At 42.3% G+C, this 14041-nt stretch carries 11 protein-coding genes and 1 tRNA gene; 2 read left to right on the top strand and 10 right to left on the bottom strand.

What is annotated here, in order from left to right:
- Positions 1–52: 52 nt before the first annotated feature.
- The 3 genes from DOD25_RS03235 to DOD25_RS03245 all read right to left on the bottom strand — a co-directional run bounded on the left by DOD25_RS03235 (position 53) and on the right by DOD25_RS03245 (position 1568).
- Positions 53–126, bottom strand: a tRNA-Arg gene (locus DOD25_RS03235).
- Between the two features lie 153 nt (positions 127–279).
- A complete protein-coding gene (locus tag DOD25_RS03240) occupies positions 280–954 on the bottom strand; it encodes an ATP-dependent Clp protease proteolytic subunit (RefSeq protein ID WP_064340608.1) in 675 nt (224 codons plus the stop codon).
- Positions 955–956: 2 nt separating this feature from the next.
- Positions 957–1568, bottom strand: a complete 612-nt coding sequence (locus tag DOD25_RS03245) for an ATP-dependent Clp protease proteolytic subunit (RefSeq protein ID WP_004106325.1) — start codon at positions 1566–1568, stop codon at positions 957–959.
- Between the two features lie 214 nt (positions 1569–1782).
- Here DOD25_RS03245 and DOD25_RS03250 point away from each other — a divergent pair, with 214 nt between their 5' ends.
- Positions 1783–2553: a hypothetical protein gene (locus DOD25_RS03250; RefSeq protein WP_064340609.1), complete on the top strand. Its 771-nt coding sequence runs from the start codon at positions 1783–1785 to the stop codon at positions 2551–2553.
- Positions 2554–2686: 133 nt separating this feature from the next.
- Here DOD25_RS03250 and DOD25_RS03255 read toward each other — a convergent pair whose 3' ends face one another.
- The 7 genes from DOD25_RS03255 to DOD25_RS03285 form a co-directional block, all read right to left on the bottom strand.
- Positions 2687–3973: a chloride channel protein gene (locus DOD25_RS03255; protein ID WP_231880173.1), complete on the bottom strand. Its 1287-nt coding sequence runs from the start codon at positions 3971–3973 to the stop codon at positions 2687–2689.
- A gap of 254 nt (positions 3974–4227) precedes the next feature.
- Positions 4228–5577, bottom strand: coding sequence for a trigger factor (gene tig / locus DOD25_RS03260; protein WP_004119087.1), 1350 nt, complete (start codon positions 5575–5577; stop codon positions 4228–4230).
- A gap of 53 nt (positions 5578–5630) precedes the next feature.
- On the bottom strand, positions 5631–7061 hold the full coding sequence (locus DOD25_RS03265) for an HRDC domain-containing protein (protein WP_064340198.1): 1431 nt from the start codon (positions 7059–7061) through the stop codon (positions 5631–5633).
- A 183-nt stretch (positions 7062–7244) separates the two neighbouring features.
- Entirely contained in the window at positions 7245–7616 is a 372-nt protein-coding gene (locus tag DOD25_RS03270; RefSeq protein WP_004119085.1) for a hypothetical protein, read from the bottom strand.
- 105 nt (positions 7617–7721) lie between these two features.
- The gene (pflA, locus tag DOD25_RS03275; RefSeq protein ID WP_004106335.1) at positions 7722–8603 is read right to left on the bottom strand and encodes a pyruvate formate-lyase-activating protein; all 882 of its coding nucleotides are present in this window, start codon (positions 8601–8603) and stop codon (positions 7722–7724) included.
- A gap of 110 nt (positions 8604–8713) precedes the next feature.
- A complete protein-coding gene (gene pflB, locus DOD25_RS03280; RefSeq protein ID WP_004106337.1) occupies positions 8714–11089 on the bottom strand; it encodes a formate C-acetyltransferase in 2376 nt (791 codons plus the stop codon).
- A gap of 117 nt (positions 11090–11206) precedes the next feature.
- Entirely contained in the window at positions 11207–12904 is a 1698-nt protein-coding gene (locus DOD25_RS03285) for an NAD+ synthase (protein WP_064340564.1), read from the bottom strand.
- Positions 12905–13125: 221 nt separating this feature from the next.
- Here DOD25_RS03285 and DOD25_RS03290 point away from each other — a divergent pair, with 221 nt between their 5' ends.
- Positions 13126–13959 carry a MetQ/NlpA family ABC transporter substrate-binding protein gene (locus DOD25_RS03290; protein WP_004106340.1) on the top strand — a complete coding sequence of 278 codons (834 nt, stop codon included), beginning with the start codon at positions 13126–13128 and terminating at the stop codon, positions 13957–13959.
- The last annotated feature ends 82 nt before the right edge of the window (positions 13960–14041 follow it).

Consider the following 14041-nt stretch of genomic DNA (forward strand, 5'->3'; position numbering starts at 1 on the left):
GTTGTATTCGAATTAAAAAAAAACGCGGAGCAAAAGCTTCGCGTTTTGTTTGTGCGCCAGACAGGATTCGAACCTGCAACCTTCTGATCCGTAGTCAGATGCTCTAATCCGTTGGGCTACTGGCGCATGTTTCCAGCCTCAAGAACCATGTCCTTGTTTCCGGCAACTTGACTAATATACAACCATCCGCGCTAAAACACAAACCCCGGCGTGTCGACCGGGGTTTGTTGTTAAGAAATGCAAGAATTGATAAATACTCGCTAAGTTGTAAAGATTGAATTATGCTCTGCGCTCAAGCACTTCGTCAACCATTCCATAAGCTTTAGCTTCTGGAGCAGTCAAAATAGTATCCACTTCAATATCTTTACGGATGCGCCCAATATCTTGACCAGTATGCTTTGCAAGAGTTGATTCTAACCAAGAACGCAAACGCAACATTTCCTTAGCTTGAAGCTCAATTTCAGTAGCTTTACCAAAATCTTGACCCATTGCAGGCTGATGGATAAGCACACGAGCATTTGGCAAAATCATGCGCTTACCAGCAGCTCCAGCAGCAAGAATAATAGCAGCAGCAGAAGCAGCCTGACCTAAGCAAACAGTTTGAACATCTGGATTAATGTATTGCATTGTGTCATAAATCGCAGTCATAGCAGTCATCGAACCGCCAGGTGAATTAATGTACATCATCACATCGCGATCAGAATCCATGCTTTCTAAAACAAGCAACTGAGCCATAATGTCGTCAGCAGAAGTGTCATCTACTTGCACACCCATGAAAATAATGCGATCTTCAAACAGCTTAGTGTAAGGATCTTGCGTTTTCATGCCATATGGAGTTTGCTCGCCAAATTGAGGCAACACGTAACGATTAGTAATGCGCTGAGCAGAAGTAACGCCGCCAAAACCAGCTAAACGCTCAGCACGCGCAACAAACTTTGCTTCTTCACTTGCCATAATTACTCCTCACCGCGCATAGAAGCAGGAGTGGTCACAATTTTATCTACGAAACCATACTCCAAAGCTTGCTGAGCTGTAAACCAGTGATCGTATTCGTTATCTCGGTAAATTTCCTCTACCGTATGACCAGTCTGCTTTGCAGTCAATTCAGAAAGCGTTTTTTTCATATCCATAATAAGCTCTGCGTTAATTCGCACATCCGTAGCAGTGCCACCGACACCGCCAGAAGGTTGATGCATAAGCACACGAGCATGTGAGGTAATATAACGCTTACCAGGAGTGCCAGAACTAAGCAAGAACTGACCCATAGATGCAGCCATGCCAACAGCAATAGTTGCAACATCTGGCTCAATTAATTGCATAGTATCGTAAATTGCCATACCAGCAGTAATTGAACCTCCAGGCGAATTAATATACAACCAAATATCCTTCTTAGGATCTTCCGCAGCAAGCATTAACATTTGCGCGCAAATAACATTGGCATTCTCGTCTTTTACTTCAGATCCCAACCAAATAATGCGATCTTTTAGCAACCGATTAAAAATAGAATCAGTTGATGTAGGCGCTTCAGCCTGTTCCATCACAGGAGAAGCTGTAAAAAGCTCAGTCACTATATCTCCTTGTTACCACGTAATTATTTCTACACTACCTTGTGCGCATGACCGCATAGAAAATATTGCAAATATGATTTGAATTGAATGTTTTACGCCAAATTTCTAAAATTTTATTCATATCAACAGATGTAATTTTTACTTATTACCTCACGTTAGTATGCATTATTGAGTATATTTTTATTGGATTATCAATTCATTATAAGGAGTAATTATGGATCCTAACCAATTGCCAGACAACAACTACTCGCCTGCTCCGATGCCAAATAACGAGTATCCAAATAATGGTTACCAAAATAATACATACCCAAATAATGTAAATCCAAATAACGGATACCCAAACAATGGTTATGGAAACAATGGGTACCAGAACAACGGATACCCAAATAACGGATACCAGAACAACAATTACCCTAATAATGTAAATCCAAATAATGGTTACCAACCAAACTTATATCAGAATAATCAACAACCAGTCAACAACTATCCTGCAAACGCTTATCCAAATGCAACAAATACAAGTGCTCATAAGTCAAAATACATTTGGCTTATTGTTGTCATAGTAGTAGCAATAGTTGCAGTAGGTGGCTACGTAATTTCAACTAATCTTAAACCGCATTACAATTGCGCTGCACCAAAAAGCGCAAATATTGAAGAATACGTACATTGCCATCCAGAAGAAGCTAAAAAACTCACTAATGGATTTAATGATGCCACTAGCAGCTCACCATTCAACATAACGTTTGACACTAAAGGTGATCAGCTCAATATAAATGCAAAGTTCAAAAGGCACCTATCTGATTTAGAAATTACAGCGTTAAAGACTGGAATGCAAACATACGGCGATAGCCTCTCGAACTTGATGCCACAATCAGCATCGGATGAAATGAAAGAAAAAATTATTGCACCAATACGCATACATTTCTCCTTCTCAAACGATGATGGAACTTTTATCGCAGATAAAGAATTCAGTTCTAATAATTAATTAAAAAATAACTAAAATAACCAACATAACTAAAAAATATTTACTAATAACAAATGCGCCTTTGCTAATACTGAACTAGCATAGGCGCATTTATTTTGCACATATTGTATTTTCCATACTAAAAATTCAAACATTATTTGCGCATAAAAATTTTTGGTATTATCGCTATGCTTCTAGATACAGCACAAGAAACAGCCATCGGAATAATCATAATCATAGGCACATTCACTAATTGCGCTACCAAAAAAAGCGCAAACCACAATGACTTTCGGCTTGCAGTTAGCAGACTTGCAGCGCCAAAAATAGCAGCTATTATCAATATTTTTGGCTGACTTGATAGCATGCCACCAACAACTGGAATGTTCATACTTATAAAACCTACGATCAGCCCTACGCAAGCTCCAGACGACATACTCGGCTGAAGCACACCACCACTTGCGCCAGCTCGAAGAGTGCAACTTGTTAAAATTATTTTTGCAACAAATAGTAGAAGCAAAGTTACCAAAGAGTTTTTGTCAATTGCAATACTTGTTGCAATGTTATATGCGTATTGTGCTAAAGCTCTGCCATTGCCCATAATTGCTGGATTCCACGATGCAACTAATCCTGTCACTAAGCCCATTAGCGGCAAAAAATATAAGATTTGGTAATTGTGAGCACACTTAGAGCGAGCCCAATGAATCATCTTATGGAAAAGAGTGCCAACAATACCGCAAGCAATGCCAACTATAATTGCAAGTAGCAACACAGTCGCGTTGACAATATGGATGTCATCAAGACTTGGCAAACAATAGTAAGATTCATCCCCAAGCACAAAAATAGTAGTCAATGATGCAATTTCACTTATAAATAACGCAATAGCAAAAATACTAAATTTTTGTATAAGCCAATACCATTTCAAACGCTTTAAAGAAGATTTCGATTCGTGAGAAAAACGTGGAATTGCAACCAAACCTAGTGCCATAATCGCACCCGCTATTGGAGTGCGATAAACTCCAGCTAAACCAGCACCAGCAGCACTTGCAACCAAAACACGAGCTTGAAATTCACTGACTCGAATAAAGCGGAGTAACTTCTGAGTAAGCATTGCAGCTAATTCTCGAGGCGCAACTTCCCTACCTAAACTTGCGCCAGAAGCAACTATAAAAATTTGTAAACATACATGGATAATCGTCGTATTAAATGGCATCGATTGGCCACTAACAGCATGAGCTATATCGACAATATGATTAGAAGATTTTGTCCATAACCACATCCAAATAATTGCAGCAACAGACATCACAATTAATACAACAGCAACGTAGTGCAATATTGGCAATCCAACTGGCGAAGGTTTAAGAGCGGATTCTGAAAATCCGAACATTACGTTTTGCACAGCATGTAGTAACAGAGTTAATAATATTGCACCAACCCCAGCCATAACTGCAACAAAAAAGGCAATAAGACTTAATCGTAAACATGTAAAAACGTAGCTCAAACACTTACAAAGTTTTTTACTGCCTACTATTTGCAAATTGCGTTTTTCCATTAGCAGCAGCCTTCCTTATGTTATTTGTTTTTAATTTTATTTGTTTTCATTTATTTAAAGTATAACAACAACACAAAAACCCAGAGCAAAAGCCCTGGGTTTTAGCAAATATGAGAAAGTATAAACTTTCTCTTGTTTGAAAAATACTACTTAGAAAGTTCGTCAGCAACTTCTGCAGCAGCAGAAGCAGCCTTCACGCTTTCGTCTTCGTCATCATCCTCAGACAAGAATGCACTCAAGTCAAGAGCTTCTCCGCCGGAAACGAACTTTACAGCACGCATACCAGCAAGCAAGCCCTTAGAACGAGCAACTTCCTGCACGGCAGAACCAAGCTGACCGTTGTTAACGATTGCGTTAATGAACTGGTTTGGATCCATGCCGTACTGCTGAGCAACAGAAACCAAGAAGTTGGTGACGTCAGCCTGGGAAACAGTCACATCCATCTGTTCAGCCAAAGCGTCAAGAACCATCTGGTCGCGAAGTTCCTTCTCAGCAGCCTGCTGAGCTTCGTCCTTCTGCTTCTTGGTAGCTTTTTCAGGATCAGGGGTCATGCCCTTCAAATGCTCTGAAACAGCCTTGTCCAAAACGCCCTTTGGCACAGGAATTTCAACTTCTTCCTGAAGCTTAACAAGGAATGCGTCACGGGCATTAGTTGCCTGACGACCTTCAGCAGCCTGCTCGCAAGCCTTGCGAATATCTGCCTTCAATTCCTTCAAAGTATCAAACTCGGAAGCTTCCTGAGCAAAATCATCATCAAGCTCTGGCAATTCCTGAGTCTTTACGGAATTAACCTTAACTTTAATCTGAGCCTTCTCGCCCTTGTGCTTGCCGGACTCGAGAGTACCTTCAAAGGTGGTTTCTTCACCGGCGGAAAGGCTATCCAAAGCCTCATCCAAACCGTCAAGCAACACACCGGAACCGATTTCGTAGCTTACGCCCTCTTGTGCATCAACTACTTCGTCATCGATACGAGCTTCCAAATCAATGTTAGTGTAATCACCCTTAGCTGCAGGACGATCAACACCAACCAAAGTAGCAAAACGCTGACGGAGGCTTTCTAAGCGCTCCTTGACATCCTTGTCGGAAACCTTTGGCTTCTCAACTTCAATCTCAACGCCCTTGAACTTGTTCAACTTGAAATCTGGACGACGCTCAACTGTTGCTACAAACTTAAGACTTGCATCTGCATCAGTCGACGTTGGAACTTCCTGAACGTCAAATTCTGGCTGATCCATTGGGCGGATCTTCTTTTCTTCCAAAGCCCTGGAATAAAGCTCTGGTACAGCGGAATTTACGGCTTCGCCAGCAACAGCTGCGAAACCGACGCGCTGATCTACAATCTTGCCTGGCACATGTCCCTTACGGAAACCTGGCACGTTAATTTGCTTAGCAATCTCCTTACGAGCTTCTTCCAAGAATGGTTTGAAGTCTTCGAGATCTGCGGTAATGGTGAGCTTAACTTTAGTTGGCTCAAGATTCCTGACGCTGATTTTCACGCTTGCGCTCCTGAAATTACGTTTTTTCTAGCTTCTGCCGTATGGCACAACCGTTACATGATAGCGCGAGTTACGGACTCAGCTACCAATCGGGTTTGCCATTCGCGAGCACCATGCTCACTTAAGAATGTTTTAACATCAATATCTTGCGCATCATCACGCCAGCAAAGATTACGAATAATCTGTGGTTTGATAATAATTTCTGCAGGAGTATGAGTGTATTCAGAAATTTGATTTAACTCAGCTTTTACTCTTTGTAAACGCTCATAACGCTTAGGGTGATGTTCTCGCCAATATTTCATAGATCTAGGAGCGCTTTGTGAATCTTGCATATCCTGTAAATACTGCGAATCTGATGAATCATGGCAATCCTGACAATCGTTAGAACCTTGTGACTCGTCAGTATCTGTTGATTTAAGTACGCTCGTTTTACGAGATTCGCGCGAATTAAGTTGAATAGCTCCATTCGGTAATACTGGATGCACATCATCCATAGCTGTTTCACCAGATTTAGCGCGCAAAATAGCATTCTCTATAACGTTTTTCCAAATAGATGGTTTAATTTTGCGCTGAATTGGAGCGTAACGCTCGAACATTTTGTCTTGCTCACTGCCAGTGTGCATTCGCACTCGCTCATTCAAAGAACGAATAGCACGAAACGCGCGCGCATTACTAGGTTTACGCTTACCAGCTTCAATAATCGCAGCATCAGAAAGTAGCAGAGTTGGCGCAATATCATATTCACGCGCTAAAGCATCTCGCTTTTGCCACAATGCTTTCGCAATAACTAAACCAACACGATCGTGCATAAGCACACTTATATGCGATATTTTAAGCCATGGACGCGGATGCGGAGCTTTCTTTTGTGCACCCTTATTAAGTAAGTGTTTAAATTCTTCTTCCGCCCAGGAAAGCTTACCTTGCTTTTTTAGCTCACCGCGCATTACTTCTTCTAGCTCAATAAGTAATTCAACGTCTAAAGCCGCGTAATTTCGCCAATCTCTAGGAAGTGGACGATAAGACCAGTCCGCTGCGGAATGTTCTTTTGCGAGGGTCAAACCCAAATAATATTCAGTTACAGAGCTTAAACCAAAGCGCTTTCTACCAAGTAATTTAGCCGCAATCTCGGTATCGAATAAAGCACGAGGACGCAAACCAATATCGAAAAATCCTGGCAAATCTTGCATCGAATCGTGGATAATCCAAGGCGCATCTCCTACTGCCTTGTTAAATTCGTTCCAATCGGCTCCAAGTTTTGTAAGTTCTATTGGATCCAGTAACCCGATTCCTGCACCTTTGCGTTTAAACTGAATCAGCCAATCTTCATGACCATATCTAAAACCGGAAGCTCGCTCAGCATCTGCAGCTAAAGAACCGGAACCTGATGCCAACAAGCTGCAATAATCTTTATATGCTTCAAGCGTATCAATGACTTCTGGAACTCCTTCTCTAGGCTCTTTTAAAAGCTTTGGTTCCTCGTTCAAGTACGCCTCCCGATTTGCATGCTTTAGCCAAATTCTTACGTTTTTTGCAACTTATTCTGTACTTTTTGCAAAATGTTGCGCAAGATATATTTAAGCCGTGTTATAGATTATGCATCTTTTAACACGGCTTCAACTTTCGCACACAACTACGACTATTCAAAAAATAAATAATCAATTAAATAATCAATCTGTTTTATTGTTTGCTATTTCGTCATTTATGCGTTTAACAAGCTTAGTTTTAAGGAATCTAGTAAGAGTAAATGCGACTGCCGAAACTAAAACTGTTGGGATAACGTAGACAGTATGTAAACCTAAATCTCTTATTGGGAAAGTGGCAAGTTCTGTAGCAATGGTTATAGCAATAGATATTATTGGCACTTCAATAAGAAGTTTCTTATCGAAAGCCGCAACGATATTTATCGGCAACAAAATTATCGGCAAAACAATTAAAATAATAAGCGCTGTGCCAAAGCCAAACTGATCGTTACACCGTGCAAAAATAGCTAACGCTAATGCAAAAGCTAATGCAATCCAACAACCTATTCTGCGCTTCATTGCGTATCCTTTCTCTAAAAAGGGTGTTTGTGTAATTATACAAAATCCTTTAAAAAAAAAACAATACAATACGCAAAAATTGCCTAAAACGCATCGAGGTTCAGTCTAGTACACAACAAAACCGTGGTCTTTGAACTGGTTTACAACTCGCTCTTTAAGTGCTCTAGAAGGTCCTTTTTGATTCTCAAGAGGGTACGGAATTCGAAGCTCATGCCACTTTGGACGACCTAGTTGATGGAAGCCAAGCACGTCAATATGCTCAACAGCATCACCAAACGAATCGCAAATCTCAGCAACTTTTTCAACATTTTCTTCGCTGTCTGTCAAACCTGGAACGAGCACAAAACGCACCCAAATCTTCTTACCAGCCTTCGCCAATCGCTGACCAAAGTCAATAGTTGGCTGAAGTAAGCCGCCAGTTACTTTTTTATACGTTTCTTCAGTTCCGGATTTAACGTCAAGAAGGCAAAGATCAATGTCTTCAATCATTTCATCCGTATAATTGCGATTCAAAAATCCGGAAGTGTCCAAGCAAGTATGAACGCCCATCTCTTTTGCAGCACGAAAAACTCTAGATACAAAAGCCGGCTGCATCATGGATTCGCCGCCAGAAAAAGTGATCCCACCGCCTGTTGCTTTAAAAAGACTTTGATAACGGTCAACTTTTTTAATCATCGCATCTAAATAGACTGGCTTTCCGTCGCGCATTTTCCAAGTATCAGGATTCTGGCAATACTGGCAGCGCAGCGGGCAGCCACTCATAAACACTGTCATACGAGTACCAGGACCATCAACAGAAGTGTTAATATCCCACGAATGCACAAATCCAATATCGCCAGTTTTAAGAGCTACAAGGCGATCTTTTCTGTCTAATCCAATTGGAGATTCAAAGCCGGAAAGTCCACCCATTAAAGTTTGGCGAGCATACTCTTTTGACTCCTTCAACATATGCTGAGTTGTGGTACGAAACGCTGTGTTTTCAGCCATCTAACTGCCCTCCAAACTATTTATAAATAAATAATAAATAATATACGCAATTAACAAAAGCCGGGAGCGAAACTAGCCTCGCTCCCGGCGGTGTTTACTAATCAACCAAATCAGTCAGTAACTGAACCCTGGTGGAATGTACGAGAAATAACGTCGAGCTGCTGCTCCTTAGTGAGCTTCACGAAGTTCACTGCATAGCCGGAAACTCGAACCGTCAAATGCGGATACTTTTCTGGGTGCTCAACAGCATCTTCAAGCTGTTCCTTACGCAACACGTTGATGTTCGCGTGGTACAAACCGTGACCGTTGCCAGCATCCAAAATGCCAACCAAGTTGCTGATGCGCTCGTCTTCGTCACGACCTAAACCATCAGGAGTAATGGTGTTCGTAAGCGAAATGCCGTCAAGAGCATCGTCGTAATCAATCTTTCCAACGGAGAACATCGAAGGAAGCATGCCGTGCGAATCCATGCCGTTTTCTGGGTTTGCGCCTGGAGCGTACGGAGTACCCTTCTTGTGACCGGATGGGAAGGAACCAGTGTTCTTGCCATACTCAACGTTAGAAGTGATAGTCAAAATGGACTGAGTTGGTACAGCATTACGGTACACAGGCAAACGCTTTACCTGACCCATAACAGTGCTCACAACCCACTTAGCTAAGTCGTCTGCACGATCGTCGTCGTTACCGTAAATTGGGAACTCGCCAACAGTCTTGTAGCCAACGATTAAGTCGTCGTCGCCACCCTCAATGTACTCGTACTCGTGGCCTTCAGTTGTCTTAGCATCCTTGTTGTAGATTGGGTAAACCTTTGCATACTTCAAAGCAGCCAAGGAATCTGCAGCAATAGACAAACCGGACATGCCGCAACCAAGCGTACGATAAACTTCCTTATCATGCAAAGCCATTTCGATGGACTCGTAAGCGTACTTATCGTGCATGTAGTGGATGATATTCAAAGCCTCAATATAGGTTTCGGAAAGCCATTCCAAAGCCTTCTCGTAGTTAGCCTTAACTTTCTCGTAGTCGAGAGTACCGTCAGCTTCTGGCTTGATTGGGTCAATAACACCCTTATCAATAACCTGCATACCGGTCATTTCATCGCGACCGCCGTTGATTGCGTAAAGCAAAGCTTTTGCAGAGTTCACGCGAGCAGCGAAGAACTGCATTTGCTTACCGACGCGCATTGGAGAAACGCAGCAAGCAATAGCAGCGTCATCACCCCAGTGCTCACGAATGTCTTTATCGGACTCGTACTGGATTGCAGAAGTGTCGATAGAAATTCGTGCGCAGAAACGCTTATAAGCTTCTGGAAGCTTTGGATCCCAGAAAATAGTGATATTTGGCTCAGGACCAGGTCCCAAATGCTCAAGAGTCAAAGTGTTGAGCAAACGGAACGAAGTCTTGGTTACGAAAGTGCGACCGTCCTCGCTGAAGCCTGCATCGGACCAAGTTGCCCAGTAAGGATCACCAGAGAAGATTGCGTCGTAATCCTTAGTACGCAAGAAGCGCACAATACGAAGCTTCATAACAAGAGCATCAATAATTTCCTGAGCGTCGGTTTCGTTAATTAAACCTGCCTTCAAATCGCGCTCAAAGTAGCAATCAAAGAATGCAGAAACGCGACCGAAGCTCATTGCAGCGCCATCCTGGCTCTTAACAGAAGCAAGATAGCCCATGTAAGTCCACTGAACAGCTTCCTTAGCGGTCTTAGCTGGACGAGTCAAATCCAAACCGTACTCGTTACCCAAGTTAATAAGCTGCTTCAAAGCCTTAATCTGCTCGTCATGCTCTTCGCGGAAGCGAATCCAATGCTCAATTTCAGTCTCGGTAAAATCGTTACGGTATGGAATCGAATCCTTGTCGCGCTTCTTGAACTCAATAAGCATGTTCACGCCGTAAAGAGCCACACGACGATAATCGCCAATAATACGACCGCGGCCGTAAGCATCTGGCAAACCGGTCAAAATCTTGTTGTGGCGAGCAATCTTAATATTCTTGGTGTAAACGCCAAATACACCATCGTTATGAGTCTTGCGGTAGACGGTGAAGATCTTCTTGATTTGAGGATCTACTTCCTTGCCAGCTTCTTTAATAGCCTGCTCAACCATGCGCCAACCGCCATTTGGCATCATAGCGCGCTTGCAAGGCTCATCAGTTTGCAAACCGACGATTACGTTATCTACTTCTGGGCTTTCAATGTAGCCTGCTGGCATTGCATCAATGCCTGCTGGGATATGAGTTTCAACATCATAAACACGACGTTCACGTTCAACAGCCAAGTAGTTGTCGTCGAGATACTTCCACATGTGCTTCGTTTTTTCAGTGGCATTTGCCAAGAAGCTTTCGTCACCTTCATATGGCGTATAGTTCTTTAATATAAAGTCGCGTACGTCAATGTCTTTCTTCCAATTGCCGTCAGTAAAACCATTCCACGCTTCGGTACGAAGATCCTCTTCACTGAGAACTGGTGCATCAACTGATGTCATGTTTAGACTCCTTTTGTACCCGCAACGCATCTTCACGCTGCCCTAATAACAATGTTAAAGCATGGGTAAACGCATACACGAGTAGTTTTGCAAAAAATCTAGTGAAATACATCACATTTATTCACGAAAAGCTGTGGTAACAGGCATTCTGCGATCCCTGCCAAAAGCAATAGCACTTACTTTTGGTCCAAGTGGATACTGCCTGCGCTTCCATTCTGCGCGATCAACTAAACGCATAACCGTGTCAACAGTATGCTCGTCAAAACCATCTTCAAGCAAATCCGCTCTACCATGAGCAAGCTCAATATGAGCCTCTAAAACGCGATCAAGCAAATCGTACTCAGGTAAAGAATCAGAATCCTTTTGCCCTGGACGCAACTCTGCACTCGGAGGCTTAATAATAGAATTAACAGGAATAAGCACGCCATCTTGCGGAGCTTTCGCTTTCTGAGAATCCTCATATCCAACAATTGGCAGCATACCAATACCTACTCCAGCATTCGCAGCGCGATTCCTCCAACGAGAAAGTGCCCAAACGCGCGTCTTAAGCAAATCCTTAATAGGAGCATACCCTCCTACCGCATCGCCATAGATAGTAGAATATCCGCAAGCAAGCTCCGATTTATTACCAGTTGCGAGCGCCAAAACACCGCGCGAATTTGAATATGCCATTACGATTACGCCACGAACGCGAGCTTGCAAGTTTTCCGCAGCAACTCCTTCTAAGGAAAGTTGTGATTGGAAAGCTTTAAAAAGCGGTTCAATTGGTTGCACATCGTAGTGAGCGCCAATTCGCTCTGCTAAATCGCGCGCATCGTCTTTAGAACCGTCCGAAGAGTACATGCTTGGCATAGAAATGCCATACACATTTGCTCCACCGCAAGCATCGGCAGCCATAGTAGCTACTAAGGCAGAATCAATTCCTCCAGAAAGTCCTAAGCACACGCCCTTAAAACCATTCTTACGCATGTAATCTCTAAGACCTACAACACACGCACAATACACTTCTTCATCTGCGTCAAGTTTTGGAGCAATGCTTGAAACTTTCTGCTTTTTCAGCGAGTTATCAAAATCAACAAACGACAAATCTTCAGCAAACATTGCCGAGCGTTCAAGCAAAGTTCCGTCAGAATCAACAACAAAACTTCCACCGTCAAAAACCAAATCATCTTGACCACCGACCTGGTTCACATACACAACCGGCGCATTGACTTCAACAGCGCGCTTTTGAGCCAAACTCAAGCGCACATGAGTTTTACCTTCCTCATATGGAGAACCGTTCATAGTTACTAGCGCATCGATACCAAGTTTTGCCAAACGCGCAACAGGACCGCCGTCTTGCCAAATATCTTCGCAAATAGCAAAACCTAGACGTATTCCATCTACTTCCAGCAGCTCACACTTATTGCCAGAAGAGAAAATACGAAACTCGTCAAAAACACCATAATTTGGCAAGAAATGCTTGTCGTATTGCAACACAGATTTGCCTTCATGCAATACGAGAAGCCTGTTTCGAGGCTTTCCAGCAGACTCGTCAAAGCCAACAGTTCCAACTACTACGTAAAGCTCCCCCAAGCCTTCTTCTGAAAGTTTTGATGCAAGCAAGTCTGCAGCTTTTTGTGCAGCTGTGCGGAACGTGGCACGCAAGGCGAGGTCTTCAATAGGATACCCAGTCAAAGTCATCTCAGGAAATACAACCATGCGAGCACCCGACTGCTTTGCGCGCGCAGCATACTTCAAAACTTTTTCAACGTTGCTATCAATATTCCCAACGCAGGTATCTATCTGCGCTAACGCCAATCGCAAAAAACTCATACATTACAGTCTAGTAGATAGCTTCATTGCAAGTAAGCGACGTGTTGAAAAACTTATTTTTTCTCTTTCCACACTGCAAGTATGCGAATTATTAACACGTCATAAATAATACTAATAAGCAAAGTATAGAATTATTGATTTTTCTCGCCTATATTGATAATTCGTTACTCGCGAAGGGGATTTAACTTTAAACGAATTTCACCGAACAAGGAGCAGGAAATATGCGAAAAATTAAAGTTATTGCATCAATTACAGCACTGGCAGCATTAGCGACTTTCACTTTAAGTGGCTGCGGTAGCTCAAAAGCAGGCGCGAAGGATGACAAAACTATTACTGTTGCTGCTTCGCCTACTCCGCATTCTGAAATCTTAAATAAGGTTGTAAAGCCAATCTTGCAAAAAGAAGGCTACAAGCTAGTAGTAAAGGAATTTACTGACTACGTGCAGCCAAATACAGCTACTGAAGAAGGCGAAGTTGACGCAAACTACTATCAGCATTTGCCTTATCTTGACAACTTTAATAAGGAAAAGGGAACTCACCTTGTTTCAGTAGGTGGAATTCATTTTGAACCATTTGGATTGTATCCAGGAAAAACCAAGACGATTAAAGCATTAGCAAATGGCGCAACTGTTGCAGTTCCAAATGATCCTACTAATGAGGCTCGCGCATTGCTTCTTTTGCAAGATGCTGGATTGATTAAGTTGAAGAATCCAAAGGATATTAACGCTACTACAAAAGATATTACTGAGAATCCTAAGAATTTGAAGTTTAAAGAACTTGAAGCGGCAACAGTTCCTACTGCCATTAAGGATGTGGATCTTGCTGCCATGAATGGCAATTACGCTATTCAAGCTGGTTTTAACCCAACTAAAGACCCACTTACTTCAGAAAAAGTTGGTGGCATTGCGGCTAAAACTTATGAAAATATTATTGTAGTAAAGAAGGGCTCTGAAAAGTTTGCAAAAATCAAAGCCTTACTCAAAGCTTTGAAGACAAGCGAAGTGCGCGACTATATTACTAAAACTTACAAAGGCGCTGTGCTTCCTGTTTTCTAAATAATACTCACAATGTAGCCACCTAATGCCGCATGTGTATGCTTCGTGTATGCTTTGCGGCATTATTTTATAAGCGTGTAAT

The organism is Gardnerella leopoldii (genome assembly GCF_003293675.1).
In the GTDB taxonomy this organism is placed as follows: domain Bacteria; phylum Actinomycetota; class Actinomycetes; order Actinomycetales; family Bifidobacteriaceae; genus Bifidobacterium; species Bifidobacterium leopoldii.

Bases quoted from the DNA above. Each gene is read 5' to 3' on its own strand.
- DOD25_RS03240 (WP_064340608.1), bottom strand. From the start codon at position 954: ATGGCAAGTGAAGAAGCAAAGTTTGTTGCGCGTGCTGAGCGTTTAGCT.
- DOD25_RS03250 (WP_064340609.1), top strand. From the start codon at position 1,783: ATGGATCCTAACCAATTGCCAGACAACAACTACTCGCCTGCTCCGATG.
- DOD25_RS03255 (WP_231880173.1), bottom strand. From the start codon at position 3,973: ATGGCTGGGGTTGGTGCAATATTATTAACTCTGTTACTACATGCTGTG.
- DOD25_RS03270 (WP_004119085.1), bottom strand. From the start codon at position 7,616: ATGAAGCGCAGAATAGGTTGTTGGATTGCATTAGCTTTTGCATTAGCG.
- pflA (WP_004106335.1), bottom strand. From the start codon at position 8,603: ATGGCTGAAAACACAGCGTTTCGTACCACAACTCAGCATATGTTGAAG.
- pflB (WP_004106337.1), bottom strand. From the start codon at position 11,089: ATGACATCAGTTGATGCACCAGTTCTCAGTGAAGAGGATCTTCGTACC.
- DOD25_RS03285 (WP_064340564.1), bottom strand. From the start codon at position 12,904: ATGAGTTTTTTGCGATTGGCGTTAGCGCAGATAGATACCTGCGTTGGG.
- DOD25_RS03290 (WP_004106340.1), top strand. From the start codon at position 13,126: ATGCGAAAAATTAAAGTTATTGCATCAATTACAGCACTGGCAGCATTA.